Annotated in this window: 22 protein-coding genes; 16 read left to right on the forward strand and 6 right to left on the reverse strand. The window is 68.4% G+C overall.

Annotated features, from left to right (window positions below; translation table 11 throughout):
• Positions 1–81 precede the first annotated feature (81 nt).
• Entirely contained in the window at positions 82–1218 is a 1137-nt protein-coding gene (locus HV742_RS03870; protein WP_254600945.1) for a hypothetical protein, read from the forward strand.
• 29 nt (positions 1219–1247) lie between these two features.
• Here the strand turns inward: HV742_RS03870 and HV742_RS03875 are convergent, their stop codons facing one another.
• From HV742_RS03875 to HV742_RS03885, 3 genes are all read right to left on the reverse strand, one after another.
• Positions 1248–2222 (reverse strand): zinc-dependent alcohol dehydrogenase family protein, encoded by a 975-nt coding sequence (locus HV742_RS03875; protein ID WP_175144525.1) that lies wholly within the window; start codon positions 2220–2222, stop codon positions 1248–1250.
• A 228-nt stretch (positions 2223–2450) separates the two neighbouring features.
• Complete coding sequence (locus HV742_RS03880; protein WP_049073349.1) at positions 2451–2753, reverse strand: ArsR/SmtB family transcription factor; 303 nt, start codon at positions 2751–2753, stop codon at positions 2451–2453.
• 47 nt (positions 2754–2800) lie between these two features.
• The gene (locus tag HV742_RS03885) at positions 2801–3697 is read right to left on the reverse strand and encodes a LysR family transcriptional regulator (RefSeq protein ID WP_063587908.1); all 897 of its coding nucleotides are present in this window, start codon (positions 3695–3697) and stop codon (positions 2801–2803) included.
• Positions 3698–3900: 203 nt separating this feature from the next.
• Between HV742_RS03885 and HV742_RS03890 the strand changes: the two genes are divergently transcribed.
• The 6 genes from HV742_RS03890 to HV742_RS03915 all read left to right on the forward strand — a co-directional run bounded on the left by HV742_RS03890 (position 3901) and on the right by HV742_RS03915 (position 9249).
• Positions 3901–4557, forward strand: coding sequence for a hydrolase (locus HV742_RS03890; RefSeq protein ID WP_175144526.1), 657 nt, complete (start codon positions 3901–3903; stop codon positions 4555–4557).
• Positions 4558–4772: 215 nt separating this feature from the next.
• A complete protein-coding gene (locus HV742_RS03895) occupies positions 4773–5366 on the forward strand; it encodes a hypothetical protein (RefSeq protein WP_175144527.1) in 594 nt (197 codons plus the stop codon).
• A 22-nt stretch (positions 5367–5388) separates the two neighbouring features.
• A complete protein-coding gene (locus HV742_RS03900; RefSeq protein ID WP_254600946.1) occupies positions 5389–5595 on the forward strand; it encodes a hypothetical protein in 207 nt (68 codons plus the stop codon).
• Positions 5596–5649: 54 nt separating this feature from the next.
• Positions 5650–6858: a hypothetical protein gene (locus tag HV742_RS03905; protein ID WP_175144528.1), complete on the forward strand. Its 1209-nt coding sequence runs from the start codon at positions 5650–5652 to the stop codon at positions 6856–6858.
• Positions 6859–7037: 179 nt separating this feature from the next.
• A complete protein-coding gene (locus HV742_RS03910; protein ID WP_175144529.1) occupies positions 7038–7622 on the forward strand; it encodes a hypothetical protein in 585 nt (194 codons plus the stop codon).
• A gap of 67 nt (positions 7623–7689) precedes the next feature.
• Positions 7690–9249 carry a bifunctional aminoglycoside phosphotransferase/ATP-binding protein gene (locus HV742_RS03915; RefSeq protein WP_175144530.1) on the forward strand — a complete coding sequence of 520 codons (1560 nt, stop codon included), beginning with the start codon at positions 7690–7692 and terminating at the stop codon, positions 9247–9249.
• Positions 9250–9259: 10 nt separating this feature from the next.
• Here HV742_RS03915 and HV742_RS03920 read toward each other — a convergent pair whose 3' ends face one another.
• Positions 9260–10198 carry an AraC family transcriptional regulator gene (locus HV742_RS03920; protein ID WP_175144531.1) on the reverse strand — a complete coding sequence of 313 codons (939 nt, stop codon included), beginning with the start codon at positions 10196–10198 and terminating at the stop codon, positions 9260–9262.
• A gap of 169 nt (positions 10199–10367) precedes the next feature.
• Here HV742_RS03920 and HV742_RS03925 point away from each other — a divergent pair, with 169 nt between their 5' ends.
• Positions 10368–11219, forward strand: a complete 852-nt coding sequence (locus tag HV742_RS03925) for an SDR family oxidoreductase (RefSeq protein ID WP_100507776.1) — start codon at positions 10368–10370, stop codon at positions 11217–11219.
• Positions 11220–11341: 122 nt separating this feature from the next.
• Here HV742_RS03925 and HV742_RS03930 read toward each other — a convergent pair whose 3' ends face one another.
• Positions 11342–11506, reverse strand: a complete 165-nt coding sequence (locus HV742_RS03930; protein ID WP_156430329.1) for a hypothetical protein — start codon at positions 11504–11506, stop codon at positions 11342–11344.
• Positions 11507–11672: 166 nt separating this feature from the next.
• Here HV742_RS03930 and HV742_RS03935 point away from each other — a divergent pair, with 166 nt between their 5' ends.
• The 8 genes from HV742_RS03935 to HV742_RS03970 all read left to right on the forward strand — a co-directional run bounded on the left by HV742_RS03935 (position 11673) and on the right by HV742_RS03970 (position 17627).
• Positions 11673–12263, forward strand: coding sequence for an SMI1/KNR4 family protein (locus HV742_RS03935; protein ID WP_253184333.1), 591 nt, complete (start codon positions 11673–11675; stop codon positions 12261–12263).
• Positions 12264–12771: 508 nt separating this feature from the next.
• Positions 12772–13746 carry a Bug family tripartite tricarboxylate transporter substrate binding protein gene (locus HV742_RS03940; protein WP_063583259.1) on the forward strand — a complete coding sequence of 325 codons (975 nt, stop codon included), beginning with the start codon at positions 12772–12774 and terminating at the stop codon, positions 13744–13746.
• A gap of 16 nt (positions 13747–13762) precedes the next feature.
• Complete coding sequence (locus HV742_RS03945; RefSeq protein ID WP_049073358.1) at positions 13763–14497, forward strand: alpha/beta fold hydrolase; 735 nt, start codon at positions 13763–13765, stop codon at positions 14495–14497.
• Positions 14498–14522: 25 nt separating this feature from the next.
• On the forward strand, positions 14523–14786 hold the full coding sequence (locus HV742_RS03950) for an O-methyltransferase (RefSeq protein ID WP_217482366.1): 264 nt from the start codon (positions 14523–14525) through the stop codon (positions 14784–14786).
• A 188-nt stretch (positions 14787–14974) separates the two neighbouring features.
• Positions 14975–15709 (forward strand): BPL-N domain-containing protein, encoded by a 735-nt coding sequence (locus HV742_RS03955; protein WP_175144532.1) that lies wholly within the window; start codon positions 14975–14977, stop codon positions 15707–15709.
• A 45-nt stretch (positions 15710–15754) separates the two neighbouring features.
• On the forward strand, positions 15755–15991 hold the full coding sequence (locus HV742_RS03960) for a hypothetical protein (protein WP_068950772.1): 237 nt from the start codon (positions 15755–15757) through the stop codon (positions 15989–15991).
• A 281-nt stretch (positions 15992–16272) separates the two neighbouring features.
• The gene (locus tag HV742_RS03965) at positions 16273–17064 is read left to right on the forward strand and encodes a cobalt ABC transporter substrate-binding protein (protein ID WP_049073360.1); all 792 of its coding nucleotides are present in this window, start codon (positions 16273–16275) and stop codon (positions 17062–17064) included.
• Between the two features lie 152 nt (positions 17065–17216).
• Positions 17217–17627: a MerR family transcriptional regulator gene (locus HV742_RS03970; RefSeq protein WP_175144533.1), complete on the forward strand. Its 411-nt coding sequence runs from the start codon at positions 17217–17219 to the stop codon at positions 17625–17627.
• Here HV742_RS03970 and HV742_RS03975 read toward each other — a convergent pair.
• A complete protein-coding gene (locus HV742_RS03975; RefSeq protein ID WP_175144534.1) occupies positions 17624–18595 on the reverse strand; it encodes a LysR family transcriptional regulator in 972 nt (323 codons plus the stop codon). The genes HV742_RS03970 and HV742_RS03975 overlap by 4 nt on opposite strands.
• Positions 18596–18618 lie beyond the last annotated feature (23 nt).

Consider the following 18618-nt stretch of genomic DNA (forward strand, 5'->3'; position numbering starts at 1 on the left):
GGTAAGAACGGCCCATCCCTGCGGTACGATCCTCGCTCCCGCAGCGTCCCCACAGCAGATCAAGAAAACGGAGAAACCCGAATGCGCATGAAGGCCCTTGCACTGTGTTTGATGACAGGGTTCGCCGCCACGGCCGCTGCCCAGGACAGCACCCTGACACTGCGACAGGCCTTGAAGCAGATGCCGCAGGTGGTGCTGTCCAGTACCGACGCGATGCAGATCGTTTTCCTGGATGTGCAGGCCTGGCGCGGCCTGGAGCCGGCTGCGCCCTCGGCGGACGGCATGCGGCGGCTGAGCATTGCGCGACAGATCCGGCCGCTCGAATCCATCGGGTCTGGCTTGCAGTCCTGGTCCGAGAACGCGAAGGTGCCGTTCGATGAGGTGGCCTTCTTCGCCGGCTTTGGCCGCGCGCCCGCCAACATCAGCTATTGGGGCTTGAAGAACAAGGAGGCCGTCGGGAAGCTGGTCGCCAGCCTCAAGCGCATCGATTTTGCCGCGGTGGAGGGCGATGCGCCGGGCCTCATCGCCAATGACAACGAAGGCAAGATGAATCTGCAAAAGGCCAACCAGCAGGATCCCTGGCGCGGCATGATGGGCATGCCGAGTTTTGTCCTGCCGTTGGACCGGGCGCTGATCCAGGCGTCTTCGGCAAAGGGGATGCAGACACTGGCCCAACCCACGCCGTCGGTGGCCGATAGCGAAATCGTGGCCGCCTCGCTTGCCGGTCTGAAGGAAGGCGTGCCCGCGGACCGGGGGCAGATCGTGCAGGCCGCGGTCATCTCTCCCATCATGGGCCTGGCCACGGTGGATCCCGCGAAGGTGCTGTTGTCGACGAGTGTCGATGCGGATATCGCCAAGCAGAATCTCAAGGCCGCCGTCGAAGCGAACCGCCAGGGTATTCCGCCGTACTTCTCGGGGATCCTGGCCGATGCCCAGGTCAATAAGCTGCCCGCGGTCGTGATTTCCCTGGCTTACGCCGATTGCGCCACGGCCAGGCAGGCCGTCGACGGGATCCGCGCCGCCTGGAAGCAGAGCATGGCTGGCGCCAAGGATGCCAAGGTGGCCGGCACGACGGTGCAGGCCGGCAAGCTGTGCGCCGCGGTCGTGAGGGCGACCGCGCCGAAGGCGGATGATGCCGGCAATCCGGTGCTGGCCGAGGTGATGAATCGGTACATGCGCCGCGAGTTCACTTTGCTGCAGATCGGCACGGCGCCCTGAGCGCAGCCGCGGGGGCGGGTTGGTGCGGTTTACGCAGCCGCCCGGTCCGCCACCGCAATCGCAATCTTCCCCCGCAACCCATTATTGGCGCTCTCCAGCCGCGCATGCGCCGCCGGAATATCGGCAAGCGAATACACCGCGCCCACGTGCGGGCGCAGTTGCCCGCGTTCCACCAACGCGCTCAGCTCATCCAGCTTGCCGCGATTCTGGCGCGTGAACACGAAGTGGTAGCTGGCATTCTTGCCCCACGCCTGGATCAGATTCTGCGGCTGGGCGATATCGACAATCGATACCACGCGGCCCAACTGCGCCAGCGCATCCGGGCTGCGCGAGAGGGTGTCGCCGCCGATGGTGTCGAATACCACGTCAACGCCGCGCCCGCCGGTCTGGCGCAGGACCGCGTCCACATAATCTTCCTTCTCGTAGTCGATGGCGACGTCGGCGCCCAGGCCGCGCACGAATTCGACATTGCCTTCGCGCACGGTTGTGTAGACCCTGGCGCCGATGGCTTTCGCGAGCTGGATCGCGACGTGGCCGACGCCGCCGGCGCCGCCGTGGATCAGGATGCTTTCGCCGACGCGCAGCCCGGCGCGCACCACCAGGGCTTCCCAAGCGGTGCCGCCGACCAGCGTCAGGCTGGCCGCTTCCAGGTGACTCAGCGAGGCGGGTTTCCTGCCGACGATGTTCGCGGCGGCCACGTGGTATTCGGCGTAGCTGCCGGGGCCGTCGAAGACCTGCGGCGTGTACCAGACTTCATCGCCCGGGGCGAAGGCGGTCACGCCAGGGCCGACGGCTTCGACCACACCGGAGACGTCGTGGCCGGTGATGGCGGGCAGGGGCACCAGATCGGGGTAGTCGCCACGGCGGACCTGGTAGTCGAGCGGGTTGATGGCGGTGGCGTGGACTCGGACCAGGACCTGGCCCGTTTGAGGCACGGGCTTGGGAACGTCGCGCAGTTCAAAGGAGTCTGGGCCGCCGAAGGCGGTGAGTACGATGGCTTTCATTGAGGAATTCCTTATTTCGACAAAACGGGATATCGGGAAATACCGATATAAAAGGGCAAAAAAAGATCAACGACGAGGCAACGAGAAAAAGCGAAGGCAGTGAAGAGACGCCGCATGCAGACGCAAGGCGGGCAGCCAAGGACGCCCAAGCACAAGCGCAAAGCGGACAGCAGGGCCGCTCGCGCAACCCTGCAGGGGTCGGAACGCCAGCCCCTTGGGCCACAACACCTACAGCTCCTTCCCGATGATCTCGGCCAGGGCGCTGATGGTGGCTTCGTTGCGCTTGTAGTACGTCCAGGAACCGATGCGCGTGGCTTCGACCAGGCCGGCACGCTGCAGCGTGGCGAGGTAGTCGGACACCGTGGACTGCGACAGCCCGACGCCTTCCTGGATGCTGCTGACGCAGACGCCGACCGTATGCACGTCCCCTTCGTCCTGCGGGGGGAAGCTGTTCGCGGGGTCCTTCAAACCCTTCAGGATTTCAAGGCGCGTGCGGTTCGAGAGGGCTTTGAAGACTTCAAGCAGATCCATGGCGTGATGATATCGGTATTTCCCGATATGTCAATGCCCGACCGCGCTCAAGTCGCCGGCGCATCCACCGGCAGCTTTTTGCCCTCGAAGCATTCGATCAGCAGTTCGGTCAGTACCCGGATCTTGCGCGCCGGATGCTGGCCTGGCGGGCGGATGACGTAGATCCCGGCCGGCGGCGGCGGGTGGCGGGTCATCACCGCCACCAGCGAGCCGGCGGCGATATAGTCATCCACCAGGTAATCGGGCAGCGCCGCGACACCCAGCCCGGCGGCTGCCGCGACGGCGAGCGCCACGCCGCTGTCGGCCTTGAAGCGTCCCTGCGGGCGGATGCTGATGACCTTGTCGCCATCCAGCGCCTGCCAGGCTTCGGTGCCCTGCATGACGGCCTGGTGCGCGGCCAGTTCTTCGGGGGTCTGCGGCGCGCCGTGCGCGGCGATGTAGTCCGGGCTGGCCACGAACTTGCCCAGGAGCGGACCGACCCGCCGGGCCATCAGGTTCGAGTCCTGCAGGTGGCCGATCCGGATCGCGCAGTCGAAGCCCTCGGCGATCAGGTCGACGAAGCGGTCGCTGTAGGAAGCGTGGACCTGCAGTCGCGGATGACGCCGCGCCAGTTCCGCGAGCAATGGCGCGATGTGGGCCGGACCGAACGACAGCGGCGCGGCCACGCGCAGGCGGCCGCACAGTTCTCCGCTGGGCAGCAGCGTTTCGCGGGCCAGGTCGATCTCGGCGCAGGCGCGGGCCGCGTGGTCGCGGAACGTGGCGCCGGCTTCGGTGAGGGCGGCGCCGCGCGTGGTGCGCGACAGGAGCTGCGCGCCCAGTTCGGCTTCGAGCCGCGCCAGCCGGCGGCTGACGACCGATTTGGACACGCCCAGCCGCAGCGCGGCCGGCGAGACGCCGCCCGCGTCGGCCACTTCCACGAAAGTCCGCAGATCCTGGATGTCCATTGCCCGTTCCTCGTTACCCGCCATGGCCAGTCTGGAATGGTACCCGGCGCGGGCGTTGCGGGTTTCGCGACACAGCTTCGCGTGGAACGGCACTACCGCGCCGGTGGGGCGGCCAAGACAATGAAGGGCCAGGGGATCGCCGCCGCGGGCGCCGGTTGCCCTGCAAACCCATCCCGTTCCCAACGGCAACAGAGGAAACCTGCATGACTTTTCGCAATGGTCTTGATTCGCTTCTCCGTCCCGAAGATTCCGTGCTGGTGCTGATCGATCATCAGCCGTACCAGCTCACCAACCTGAACAGCCACGACCCGCAGGCGGTCGTCAACAATTCCACGGCGCTGGCCAAGAGCGCCAAGGCTTTTGGCGTGCCCACCATTCTCACGAGTGTGATCGCGGATCGCGGCGGCGTCATCTTTCCGCAGATCACCGACGTGTTCCCCGGCCAGCAGGTGATCGACCGGACCTTCATCAATACCTGGGAAGATCGCAAGGTGGTCGAGGCGGTCAAGGCCACGGGGCGCAAGCAGCTGATCATCGCCGGGCTCTGGACCGAGATCTGCGTGGCGATGCCGGTGATCCAGGCCTTGGGCGAGGGCTGGGATGTCACGGTGGTGACCGATGCCTGCGGCGGGGTCTCGGTCGAGGCCCACGCGGTTGCGATCCAGCGCATGATCGGCGCCGGCGCCAACATGATGACGTGGCTGGCCGTGGCCGCCGAGTGGCAGCGCGATTGGGCGCGGACCGAGCACGCGGGGGAACTGACGGAGATCCTGAAGCAGCACGCCGCGGGCAGCGGCATCGCCTACCTGTGGGAACAGCAACTGCTCAACACGCCGGCGCCGGCCGCCGCGGGCAAATGACGGCGCGATAGGCGGCACGATAGGCGGCGCGGGGTCGTCGTGCCGCCGGGGCCCAGGCGGGCGGACGACGCTCGCGTCGCGCCACCGTCCCCCCCCGGGGCCGGGCGCCGCGGGTGTCATCGCGACGGGCGTCATCGCGGGAAAAGTTGGTCTAGACTACGTCGGCGCCAACCCTGTCCTGATGACTCCCGTTGACCCCCTGTCCGCCATTCGAGATGACCCATTCGTATTCCCGAGCCGCCGTCCTCATCGCGTGCCTGTTGCTGACCGCCGTCTGCCAGGCCCAATCCCCGCAAATCGGCGCCTGGCGCAAGGTTTCCGACACCCAGCTCGACAAGCAATTCCGTTTCTCCATGCTGCCTGCCGCCGCGCCGGTGGCCAGCAAGTGGGCTGCCTATGATGCCCAGGCCGGCAAGGTGGTCTGCTGCCTGGTGGTGCAGGGCGAAACGGTCACCGAGGCCGAGCTGGAGGGCACCTACGACATTCCCGGACCGTGGATCACCGACCTGACCAACGGCTGGAACCTGGACGCCGCGCCGTACCGGCCGCGCGTGCAGTTGCTCCGCGCCGAGGGCGCGCTGCAGGCCTACGAATTCGGGGAGATGGCGGACGCGCTGGGTGGCTTGCTGGTGCCGGGCGATGCCCGCGCGGTGGCGAAGGATGCGCTGGAAATCGGTGGCCAGCGCTACACCGTGGCGCGCGAGAGCGCCTCGCTGGCCGACGACGATGGCGGCGTGACCACCTATAGCCTGCGCCCGGCCGCGGGCGGCGCGGCGTTGACGGTGGAAGTGCCTTTCGCGACGTATTGAACGCGGCGTGGTGGAGGAGGTGGTGACGTATCGCCTGCATATGCCGAATTCGCCGACGGTGTCGCTGGCCCACAATTACCGGGTGGGTGGGGTGATGTATCGCATCGATCATCTCGGGCCGGTCGCGACGCCGGGGCAGCGCGTCGAATTCGAGTATGTGGACGCCGGCCCGCTGGGGCAGCGGGGGCTGTTCTTCCGTATCGAAGACCAGCCCGCCATGACTTTGTGACGGCGCGTCTTGCCAGTCAATGCAATGAATCTTGATCATGAAAAGGAGCGCGGCATGTCCGAGCCGATCGATGTGTCCGGCCAACCCGCGGGATCGGTGACCGGCGATGGCCGTTTCCGGCTGGACCTGACGGGACCGGGCAGTCATGTGTCGGTCACGGAGCCAGGGCGCGGCAACCTCGTCATCGGACCGGCCGGCATGGGCCGGAAGGCGGACCTGCACGTGGCGCCCGATGACGCCATCCATTGGCCGGCGTTCGCGCCGTTCGCCACGCCGGCCGGGTCGCCGTGGCCGCGCCATATCGACTACCACGGCAATGACAGCGGCTTTGCGGGCTGGTCGGCGCAACGCGCCATCGAACAGTTCACGTGGGCGCCGGTGTTCGCCGATACGCGACGATTGGATGCGCGGATGGCGAAGATCCAGACGCTGCATATCGGCCTGGAGGCGGTGACGGGGCGCCTGGAGATTACCTTGCCCGAGGAAACCCGCCTGGGCCTGTCTGGCGATCTGACGCGGATTGGCGTGGCGGGCGCGCTGCCGGGCCTGTTGTCGCTGCATCCGACGCTGGGGCGGCGGCCCGGCCAGGCGCCTTATGTCCTGCCCGACCTGGGTGTGTTGCGGGGCGTGTCGACCTTGGCGCTGTACGGCCAGCCCTTGGCGCAGGCAATCTCGCTGCAAGGGATCGAGCGTTTTCCGGCGCTGGAGCATCTATCGCTTTGGGGCGCCTTTGCCGATTGGGACGCGCTGGCCCGGTTGCCCGGCCTCAAGGGCCTGGAAATCCGCTATGCGCCCGACCTGGCGGGCCTGCCGGCGCTGGATACCTGGCCGTTGCTGCAACGCTTCATCGCCTTCAATGTCGACGAGGCCGCCGGCAAGCGCCTGAAGTCTCAATTGAAAGCGCGCGAGAAGGCGCGCCCGTGGGCGGATTACACTTCGGTCAGCAAGCTGCGCGCGTCGCAATGGTGGCAGAGCGAGTACGGGCGGCCCTTCGCCGGCTGGAGCGCGCGCGCGGCCAAGTCGGCCAACACCGCCTACGATGCGGCGTTGGCGGCGTTGGCCGAGGCCGTCGATGTGCAGGCCGTGCAGGCCGCCATTGCCGCCTTCGCGGCCCATTTCAACGGCATGAAGGGCATCGAGACCTCCGAGCGCGAGGACATCGGCGAGGCCGTGTGGCAGTTCAGTCAGCACGCGCGCCTGGCGGCGCTGGGCGTGTCCGAAGACCAGGCCCAGGCTTGGTTCGACGCCGTCCGGGACTATTGAACGGCCGGGGGCCCTTGGGTTGTCGTGTCCCGAGTTTGCGTTTGGTCAATGTCGACCGACCCGCGGGTTGTAGATTGGGTGAGGCGTCGCTGCGTCGCAGGGAACGGCCGCCGGGCCAGGGGCTGGTCCGCCGCCTGGCAGGGCGCCTTGGTCCAATCTTCCTACCCGGAGCTACCGCCATGGGAAAAAACGCTATCGCCGCGGCGCTTGCCGCGTTCACGCTGTGCGCCGGCCCCGTGCTGGCGCAACCGTCCAAGCCCACGCCCACGCCCACGGCCCCCGCCGCGGCGCCGGGCAAGTCGGACAGCGTTGCCGAGTTCGACAAGCAGATGAGCACCGCCGAAGACAACCTGCGCAAGATGCAGGAGCAGATGGACGCGTTGCGCAAGACGCAGGAACCCGAGGCCCGGCAACGCCTGTTGCAGGAACATTGGGACACCATGCAGGCCACCATGGGGTTGATGCAGTCAATGCGTGGCATGGATGGCCGGGGTTGCTGTCTCGGTGGTCCAGGGGCGGGCGGTCCGATGATGGGACGCGGCCCGATGATGGGCAGCGGCGGGCGGCAGGGGCAGCCGCCCGACCGGGGCCAGATGCGGCGCTTTTACTCCGGCATGACCGAACGCCAGCTCAAGGACCACCAGTACATGGTGGATCAGTACATGGGTATGCAGCAGTCGTTGATGCAGCAGATGATGTGGCACCAACTCATGCAGCGTGGCCCGGCGGGTACGCCGCCAGCCGCGGCGCCGGCCGCGCGGTGAGGTGCGGCCGGGCGGACGTCCACGGGATAATGGCGCCGCAAGGTCGCTCTCGACCCCGGAGGAACGCATGACGGTTGACACCCAGTCCGCCACCCTGGCGTACCTGACCCTCCCAAGCGTGCAGGGCGTGCCGGCGGCCGACATCACCACGGTGCGCACGCATCTGTCCACTATCGTGCTTGCCGGCCAGCGTGCCTGCAAGCTCAAGCGCGCGGTCCGGCTGCCGTACGTCGATCAGTCCAGTCCGGCGTTGCGGCTGCGGGCCTGCGAGCGTGAACTGGCCTTGAACCGCCGCACCGCGCCCGGGTTGTACCTGGGGGTGCGCCGCATCACTCGCCAGGACGATGGCCGGTTGGCGTTCGACGGGCCGGGCGAACTGGTCGATGCGGTGGTGGACATGCGACGCTTCGCCGACGATGCGCTGCTGGAAACGGTGGTGACGCGCGACGGCCTGTCAGAGGCGTTGGCCGATCGCCTGGCGGGCGCGATTGCCGATTTCCATGACCGCGCGGAGGTCGCGCCGGACGTGGATATGCCAGCGCGCCTGGCGCGGGTGGTCGACACCAATGCGCGGGTCTTCGCCGCGTTGCCGTCGTTGCCCGCGGACCGGACCGCCGCGCTGGATGCGGCGTTGCGGCGCGAACTGGCGCGTCACGCGCCGCTGCTGCGGGCACGCGCAAGGGCCGGCAAGGTGCGCCAATGCCACGGTGACCTGCACCTGGGCAATATCTGCCTGATCGACGGCGAGCCGATCCTGTTCGACTGCCTGGAGTTCGATGCGTCGCTGTCCACCATCGACGTGCTGTACGACCTGGCCTTTCTGTTGATGGATCTGTGGAGCCGGGGGCTGGCGCCGCGGGCCAACCAGTTGCTCAACCGCTACCTGGATCGCAGCGGCGACGAAGACGGCCTGCCGCTGATGCCGGCCTTCATGGCGTTGCGCGCCGCGATCCGCGCCCACGTCGTCGCCACCCAGGCCGCGGCGCCGGGCGCCGAGCGCGCCCGCCTGCAGGCGCGCGCGCTGCGTTATCTGGACACCGGCCTGGCCTGTCTGGCGCCGCATGCTGCGCGGCTGGTGGCGGTGGGTGGGCTGAGCGGTTCCGGCAAATCGGTGCTGGCCGCGACGATCGCGCCGGCCGTGGGGGCGCCGCCAGGAGCGCGTGTGTTGTCGAGCGATCGCATCCGCAAAGCGCTGCACGGCGTGGCCGCGCAAGCGCGGTTGCCGGCGCGGGCTTACGACGCGGCCGTGTCCGAGCAGGTCTATGCGACGCAGGCCGAGCGCGCCCGTGGCCTGGTGAGCGCGGGATGCAGCGTGATCGCCGATGCCGTGTTCGATCGGCCGGCCGACCGCGAGCGTATCTCCCGGGCGGCTGCGCCGGCGGCCTTTGCCGGCTTCTGGCTGCAAGCGCCGCCCGCGACCTTGGTGGCGCGCGTCAAGGCCCGCGTGAATGACCCTTCCGACGCCGATGAAGACGTCTTGCGACGGCAATTGGCACGGGCGCCCGCCGCGCCGCGCTGGGTGGCGGTGGATGCGGGCGGAACGATCCAGGAGACGGCGCGATACGTATTGCGGCGGCTGGAGGCGCGCGACGCGGACCGCGGCGCGATGGCGCCGGCCGCGCCGTGAGCCGCCGCCGTCAATGCGTTGCCGCCACGCCTTCCAGCTGCGCCGCGGGCAGCAGCGCGAATATCGCCCGCATTTCGCGCGCTTCCTCGCCCGGGCTGCGGCCGAACAGGCGCTTGAATTCGCGGTTGAACTGCGACGCGCTTTCGTAGCCGACGCGGGCCGAGGCCGCGGCGGCGGTGAGGTTGTCGCGGATCATCATCAAGCGGGCCTGGTGCAGCCGGATGGACTTGATGTACTGGATGGGCGAGGTGCCGGCGATGGTCTTGAAGTGCGCGTGGAAGGCGGGCGCGCTCAGGCCGGCCTCGCGCGCCAGCGTGGCCACTTCCATCGGTTGGGCGTAGTCGTCGTGGATGCGGCGCAGCACGCGCGAGATGCGTCCGAAGTTGCCCTGGCTGGCCAGCGCGGCGCGGATCGCGCCGCCTTGCTCGCCGACCAGCACGCGAAAGCACAATTCCCGCACGATGCCCGGCCCGAGCACGCGGGCCTCGACCGGCGTGGTCAGCGCCCGCAACAGCCGCAAGGTGACGTCGGCCAGCGTGGCATCGAGCGGCGTGGAGGTGATGCCCGTCGGCGCGGGCGCGGCCGCGCCATCGTGTCCATCGAGCGATAGCACCAGGTCCGCCAGGGTGGTCGGATCGAGCCGCAGCTGGATCGCCAGCAGCGGTTCTTCGGGCGTGGCGTCGGTCTCGGTCGAGAAGGGCAGCGGCACGGACAGCACCAGGTAGTGCTGCGCGTCGTAGCGGTAGACCTTGTCGGCCAGGTAGCCGCGCTTGCTGCCCTGGCAGACGATGACGATGCTGGGCTCGTACAGCACCGGCGTGCGGCCGAGCGGGTGGTTGGCGCGCATGAAGCGCACGCCGTCCAGGCGCGACAGGGTGTAGCCCTCGTGCGGCGCGAGGCGGTCGAGCAGGGCGGTCATCTGTTCGCCGGGAGAGGGCGGCGTCGTCATGGGTGGGCTCGTCGTGGTGATAGGCTTAGGCATCATTTTGCCCTGTATCTGCGCGGGAAGGTGGCGCCGAAACAGGAATAGGCAATCATCCAATAGCGCTGTGCCTATCCGGCCGTGACGCCCGCGCCTAGCATTTGTCCTGTCATCCCACCCACCTGGAGCAGAGCAAATGCAAGACACGCAAACCCATCAAACCTGGTTCATCACCGGCGCCGCGCGCGGCATCGGGCTTTCCCTGGCGCGCCAGTTGCTGGCGCGCGGCGACAACGTGGCCGCCACCTCGCGCACGCTGGCCAGCCTGCATCAGGCGCTGGGCCAGGACAATCCGCGCCTGCTGGCGCTGGAAGTGGACCTGGTGTCCGAAGCCAGCGTGCAGGCCGCGATCGGCAAGACCATCGCGGCGTTCGGCCGCATCGACTATGTGGTCAACAATGCCGGCTATGGCCAGCAGGGCACGTTCGAGGCGCTGGATGACGGCGAGGTGCGGCGCAATTTCGATGTCAATGTGTTCGCGCCGCTGCACGTGCTGCGCCACGCGCTGCCGCAGTTGCGCGCGCAGCGCGGCGGCCATGTCTTCAACATCGCGTCGATCGCCGGTTTCGACGGCGGTTATGCGGGCTGGGGCAGCTACGTGGCCACCAAGTTCGCGCTGGCGGGCCTGACCGAGACGCTGGCCGCCGAAGGGGCGGAGCTGGGCATCAAGGCCACGGTGGTCTATCCGGGGCCGGTGCGCACCGACTTCCTGAACGACAGCAGCCTGGTGATCGCCAAGCGCACCATCGCCGACTACACCGCCGCCCAGGCGTCGCTGGACCTGCATCGGGTTGGCATGAACGGCAAGCAGGCCGGGGACCCCGAGAGGCTGGCCTTGCTGATCCAGCAGGTCGCCGCGCTGGCCGAGCCGCCGCTGCACCTGTTCGCGGGCAAGATCGCCAACGAGCTGGCGGCACGCAAACTGGACGCGGCGCGGCGGGATTTCAACGCCTGGCGCGAAGCGGGCGAGGCGACGGACTTCGCTTGAGCGAGGGGGGCAACGGGCCGGGCTGGCTGCCGGCCCGCGCCTGCCGCAAGGGGATTGCGCCGATCCCGTGGCGCTCGGGGGGCGATGACGGGACGCGCGCCCCGGAGCCGGCCCTGCGCTGGCTACTTCTTGCGGAAGATCTGGGACGTGATGGCGGCTATGGCGCCGGCGCCCACGCCAATGCCGATATACATCGGTAGTGTCAGCGCGTCGGGGTTCATCACTGACAGGGCGCCGATGGCGATGACGGCGGGAACGATGCCGGCCAGGTAGAAAATCGGTTTCAAGAAGGACTCCGTGCTGATGCTTGAAAGACAGGCCGGCGCTCCCGCGCGTTCGGGCCGACAGCCGGCATTTTGCCCGATCCGGCGGGCGCCGCGTACTTGCCCGCGTTCACGGTCTGCACGACAATCGGCCGTTTGTGCGGCGATGCCGCGGCTTTCGTTGGATCGCATGATGATCGACTGGTCCCCCATCCGCGCGCAGTTCGCGCGATTCGGCGCGTTGCGCGCGCAGCCGCCTGGCGCCTGGAAGGGCGATATCCCGCTTCCCGAGGCGCTTGCCGCGTTCTATGAGCAAGTGGGGCCATGGGGCGAGACCTACTACGAAAACGTGGGGCCGGTCGGAATCACTCTCTCGGAAACCCAGGTCAGCTTCCCCGCTCTGCACCGGTTGTGGGATTTGCAGGCCGGCTATCGGTGGGACGGAGTCACGGGCGAACAGGTGCCCGATTGGCAGCCCGGCTGGCTGGTGATCGCCGATCGCGCCGCCGACCCCTTCATCTATGACATGCAGACCGGGAAAATCCTGTTCGCCGAGCATGGCATGGGAAGTTGGAAGCCCGTCGAGATCGCGCCCAATCTCGAAACGCTGACCGCCGCGCTGTGCACCGTGGCCGACGTATTCGAGACCGCGGGTGAGAACCTGCGCGATGATGACTGGGTTCTTCGGCCCGAACACCGCATCCGTGCGCTGGCGCAATTGGCGGCGGTGCTCGGCGATGCGGGCGATGCCGAGTCCTTCTTCGAGATTCTTGAGCGATGAACGGCGCTCATGCGCATCGGCGGGCCCGGCGCGCATGAGCCCGGTTGCGCTGGACTCGTGGTGCCAGGATGGCCTATGCGCGGGTCCGCGTCGGGAGTGCTGCGCAGTCGCGGTAAGTTGGACGATTCATCCGCTTGGTTCTTCCCAATTGCTTCCTCCCGCTTGGTTCTTCCATTCGACAGGCCGCCCTCGGGCGGCCTGTTTCATTCTGGGCGCGGATCTCGCCGGCCCCTTTGCGGGCTCCGGCCAGCGCTGCATTGGTCGGCGCGCCGATCATGCCGTTTTGGGCTTTCTCCCGAATTCGCTGCGCAGAGAGGGGATCGGCCGTGGCGCCGGACCGTCAGCATCCGGAAGGTTTGCATATCCATAGTTGGAATCCTTCGTTGGCGGCGGCCGGCGCGCCTCTTAGCCTGCTCCCTGTGTACAGCGAGCGTTCGACACCGGTTGGGGTGGTCGAGGCCGGCGCCGGACGGCGGCGGGCGCTCGCGGTCTTTGTGGAGCGTGTGGCTTGAAGTTCTCTCGATTGTGGTCCCTGGCGCAAGGCCTGGTGGTGGTGTTCTTGTTGGGCGCGATGGCGCCAGCCAGCGCCGGCTATCCCGATAAACCCGTGCGCCTGGTGCTGCCATTGGCCCCAGGCGGCGCCATGGACGTGCTCGGGCGCGGCCTGGCCGAACGTCTCGGGGCGCTGTGGAACGTGCCTGTCATCGTCGAGAACCGCGCCGGCGCCGGCGGCAACATCGCCGCGGACCAGGTGGCGCGCGCCGCGCCCGACGGCTACACCCTGCTGCTGACCGGCGACATGCTGGTGGCCAACCAGACCCTGTTCAAGGGCAACATCAACTACGACCCGGTCAAGAGTTTCGCGCCCATCAGCATCGTGGCGGCGACGCCGCCGGTGATTGTGGTGCGCGCCGATTCGCCGGTCCGTGATATCGCCGGCCTGCGCGACGCGGCCAGCCGAAACGTCCTCAACGTCGGCACCCCGGGCTACGGCAACAGCAACCACCGCGCGCTCACCCGCCTGCAGCAGCAATTGCAGGGCACCGTGCAGCACGTGCCGTACAAGGGGGCGGGGCCGGCGGTGGTGGCGCTGCTGGGCGGCGAGATCGACGCCGCCATCGTGGCGCTGCCCGCCGTCTCCAGCCTGATCGCCAACGGTCAGGTGCGCGCGCTCGCCGTGCTGCAGGACAACCGCAGCGACACCGTGCCGCAGGTGCCGACGGCGGCGCAGGTCGGGCTGAAGATGGATGGCGATACCGGCTGGTTCGGCCTGCTGGCGCCGGCCGGCACCCCGCCGCAGGTGGTCGACGACGTCTGGCGCGCGGTGCGCCAGGCCGTCACCGAGCCGGACTTTCACGCGCGCCTGCTGGCCATTGGCTTCGAGCCGATCGCCGACCAGCCGCGCGCGTTCGCCGACCGCATCGTCAGCGACGCCCTCAAATTCCCGGCGCTGCTGCGTGACAGCGGCGTGGCGCTGCAATAACGCGCACGAGGTCGCCATGCCCCTCCTGACCATCGGCAACGCCGAACTTCACTTCGACATCCAGGGCCAGGGCGACGCCGTGCTGGCGCTGGCGCCCGGCGGCATGCTGTCGCACCGCGAACTCTGGCGCGTGACGCGAGACGGCCGGCCGCGCGAGTATCCGGACCCGGTCGCCGCGCTCGCCAGCCGCTACCGCGTGATCGCCCCGGACCAGCGCAACGCCGGCCGCTCGCGCGCGCCGGTGCTGGCCAGCGACGGCTGGACCACCTATGCGCAGGATCACCTGGGCCTGCTGGACGCGCTGGGCGTGCGGCGTTTCCACGTGATCGGCTCATGCATCGGTTCGTCGTTCGCGCTCAAACTGTGCGAACTGGCGCCGGAACGCGTGGTGTCGGCGATCCTGCAGCAGCCCATCGGCATCGCCGGGCAAGAGGGCAAGCGCGGCGAGTCTTTCGACCAATGGGCAGATACCGTGCGCCAGCGCGATCCCGCCGTTGACGAACGCGCGCTGGAAGGACTGCGGCACAATCTGTTCGGCGGCGATTTTGTCTTCAGCGTCAGCCGCGAGTTCGTGCGGCGCAACCCGATTCCCCTGCTGATCCTGGGCGGCAACGACCCGCTGCATCCGCGCGCCGTTTCGTTGGAATTGGCGCGGCTAGCGCCGGCCGCCACCCTGGTCGAAGGCTGGAAGACGCAGCCGCAGCGCTACCTTGACGCCATCAGCGACTTCCTGGCGCGTCACCCGGCCTAAGCCGAGCTTGCCTGCGGAAATCCGCGTGGGCGATGCCCGCGACACGCTCAGGCAGCTGGATGGCGAGATCGATCTGGTGCTGCTCGATGGCGCGTTCAGCCTGTATCTGCCCGTGCTCAAATTGCTCGAGCCGCACCTGAAATCTGGCACGCCGATCCTTGCGGAGAACGCCTGGGAGCACGGCAATGCGTATCTGGACTATGTGCGCGATCCGGCCAACGGCTACCTGTCGCAACCGCTGCCGATCAATGCGGGGCGCGGCAATGAATTCACGGTGTTGACGCGATGACGGCGCCGCGCGAAGGCGCGACCAGCCCCGCGCAAGGGCGTGTCAGCCGTGTCCTGACGCGCTTGGTCATGAAGCAGGCGCGGGGGCGCGCATCCTGGCCAAGGCCTATTGGGCGGCGGGCAAGACGGGGCGGGATTGAAGGCTGCCGGGCGGGGTCGCCTACAATTTTGGTTTTCCCGGAGGCGACCATGACGCTTCTTCGTATGCTGTGGCTGGCCTTGATGCTGGTCGGGGCGATGGCCGGCGCGACCGGCGGCAAGCCGGTGCGCGTCGCCGTCTACCGCGGCCCCGCGGCCTGCGACGCCTGCTCGGCCGCCGCCCGGCGCGCGATCGAAGAGGCCGGCGCGCGTTATCAGGTTGACTACGTCGGCCCCGGCGAGCGCATCGACATTTCCGAGGCCAGCCTGGCCCGCTACGACCTTTATGTGCAGCCGGGCGGCGGCCAGGACATTCCCGCCGCGTTCCACAGCCTGGGCAACGCGCGGGTCGACGCGGTGCGGCGTTTCGTGGCCCGGGGCGGGCGCTACCTCGGCCTGTGCATGGGCGCGTATCTGGCCGATGCCGGGGGCTTCGGGCTGGTCGGCCAGGAACTGGATTCGGAGGTGGGTCGCCCGGGTTTCCCGGTCAAGACGATCGATGATGCTGTCGTCGCCGTTCGCTGGGCGGGCCATGCGGACCGCGTCTTTTACCAGGACGGTCCGTATTTGCGGGCCGAATCCGACGAGGCGGGCTTTCGCGCCATCGCGGCCTATGAAAACGGCGACCTGGCCGCCGCCCGTTACGCGTTCGAGGACGGCATCGTGGTGCTGAGCGGCCCGCATCCGGAGGCCGAGCCGTCGTGGTTCGAGGCAGCCGGGATCCCTCTGGAGCAGATGCCGCGCCAGGATCTTTTCAAGGACCTGCTGGATCAACTGGCGCTGTAGCCCCGGCCCGGATGCCGGCGCCGGCGATGCGCGCGCTGGCGGCGATTGCGCGATCCGGCCGCCATGCGGGATGACGCGGGCGATTTCACTGCGCGCGCCTTGGGCGTGTCGCGGCGTCTTGTGATCGGCGAACAACTGCCCGTCGCGCAAAGGGCGCCAGGCATGGCGCATGCGGACGGCGTGGCGGCGTGGACCACTGACGCGCAGTCCGATTTTGCGTCCGCGTTCCTGGCCATGCCGCGCCGGTCCGGCGCATTGCCCATGGCGCCGCCGGCACAGTGAAAAGCGCGCATTCCATGGCGTCGCGCAGGCCTGGAAGCGGCCCGTCGAACGGCTGCCGGTGTTCTTGACATCGCTGGGTCGATCCACATAATCCAGGGCCATTCCCGTTGTTATTTGCAGGTTGTCTTCGAATGGCAGGATTCATGGCCGCATACGCGCAAGCGTCTTTGCCCAACCGGACGCGCCGCGTCGATTCGTCCGCCGGCCGGCGCCGCTGGCGGCGGGCGGAACATGACCTCGCAGGGGCCTGTTCATTGACCTTCCAATCCCTGGAGCATTCCATGAAGAAGACCCTATCCCTCGCGATCGCGGCCTTGTGCCTGAGCGCGACCGCGCAAGCCCACCAGGTCTGGATCGAGCAACCGGCGGGCAAGTCCGCCGTCATCCGGTTCGGCGAGTTCGCCGAGAACCTGCGCGAGGCGTCGCCGGGCTATCTCGACGGCTTCAACAAGCTGTCGGCCAAACTGATTTCCGCCAAGGGAGAGTCGCCCCTGACCGTGGCCAAGGTGGCCGACGGTTTCACGCTGTCGGCCAAGGCGGTGCGCGATGAAAGCCTGGTGGCCGAAGAGCCGGCGCTGCCGCTGCGCAAGTTCAAGCACGGCGGCGTGGGCGAGCCCATGGATGCATGGTTCTGGATGAGCGCGCGCTACATGGCCGATGCCAGCGTCGCGGCCAAGCCCTCGCTCACCATGGACATCGTGCCCACCGGCAAGGCGGGCGAGTTTCAGATCGTCCTGAAAGGCCAGCCGTTGGCCAAGACCAAGCTCGTCGCCATGGTGCAGTCGGGCTGGGAAAAGGTGGCCTACACGGACGCCCAGGGCAAGGCCCATCTCGATCTGCCCTGGAAGGGTCAATACGTGTTGCGCGCCATGCACATCGACCGCACGCCGGGCGAGCGCGCGGGCGCCAACGGTCCCGAGCATTACGACGGTATCGGCTATGTGTCGACGCTGACCTTCGTCAAGCCCGACGGTGCGGCGCCGCTGCCCGCCGGCCCGGTGATGCCGCCCAACAAGCCGCCCGTGGCCGCCCCGGTGGCCGCGGCGGCGCAGGGCACGACGGCCGCCAAGTAAGCCTGGCCAACCGACAAGCAATCCCGCGCCCCGGCTTCGCCTGGCGGCCACGTCTGTCTCGGGCGTGGCGGATGGCGGCGCGCCGGGCAGGCCCCGCCGCAGGCCGGCGGGGCGCGGAGGCGGGGCGGCGGCGAGCAGGAAAGGACAAGAATGTGAATATCGGCGAACTGGCCAGGCGCACCGGATTGACCGCGTCGCGCATCCGCTTCTACGAGAGCGCCGGGCTGCTGCGGACGGTGGCGCGCCAGCCCAACGGCTACCGCCGCTATCCGCCCGAGGCCATGATGGCGCTGGAGTTGATCACGACGGCGCAACAGGTCGGCTTCAGCCTGGATGAAATCCGGTCGTTGCTGCCCTCCGGACCAGACCGGTGGGACCATGATGCGCTGCTGGCGGCGCTGCGACGCAAGGTGGCCGAGATCGAGGCGTTGGAGACCCGTCTGGCCCACAGCAAGACGCAGCTGATGGCGTTGATGCAGGACGTGCGGGCCCGGCCCGATGACCTGGATTGCGTTGCCGCTGCGGAGCAGGTTCTGGCGCGCGTGCTGGGCCGGCTGGGCTAGCCGAGGCCCCGCTTGCGGCGCGTGGCCGGATCCGGCCGCGCGGCGGCCTCGCGCAGCAGGATCTCGCTGGCGTGGCTGAAGCGCTCGACCAGGAAATCCAGCAACCGGCGCACGCGCGGCGCCATGTATCGGTTGCCATGGAACACGGCATGCACGCCGTCTTCGGCGACGACGTAGTCGGGCAGCAGCATTTTCAGGCGGCCGGCGCGCAGGTCGTCGGCGGCATCCCAGAGCGTCTTGCGCGCGATGCCATGGCCGGCAATCGCCCACTGGCGCGCCAGCGCGCCATCGTTCGTCTCCCAGGCGCGTTCCAGGGGCACGGTGAACGAGGCCGGCTTGCCGTGGCGGGAGAAATGGAATTCATTGAGCGGGCCGGCCGCGGTGACCAGGACGATGAAGTCGTGGCGTGCCAGGTCTTCGGGATGGCGCGGTTCGCCGTGCCGGGCAATGTAATCGGGGGATGCGCACAGCACCCGCCAGTTGGGGGCGAGATGGCGGGCCACCAGGGTGCCGTCCTGCGGCTTGCCAAAGCGGATCGCCAGGTCCACGTCATCCTGCTGCAGGTTCGACAGCGAGTCTGATAGCGTCAAGGCCAGTTTCAGTTCGGGATGCGCCGCGCTGAACTCCTCCAGCCAATGGTTCAGCAGATTGCGGCCGAAGTCGGCGGAGGCCGAGATCCGCAGCTTGCCGCGCACGGCGTGCTGGCCCGCCAGCAATGCCGCTTCGGCGTCGTCGATGGCACGCAGCGCAATGCCGCAATGCGCCAGGTACAGCCGGCCTTCCTCGGTCAGGCGCAGTTGGCGCGTGCTGCGATGGAACAGCCGGGTGCGCAGCGCCGTTTCCAGCTTGATGAGGCGCGCGCTGGCGGCGGCGGCCGACAGGCCGAGCTTGCGTCCGGCGGCCGACAGGCTGCCCAGGGCCGCGGTTTCCACGAACAGGCGCATGTCGCCGAGTCGGTCGGTGGCCATTTCAAATCCAAATTGAAAATAAT

This window comes from Achromobacter ruhlandii, assembly GCF_902859695.1.
GTDB lineage: Bacteria > Pseudomonadota > Gammaproteobacteria > Burkholderiales > Burkholderiaceae_B > Achromobacter > Achromobacter ruhlandii.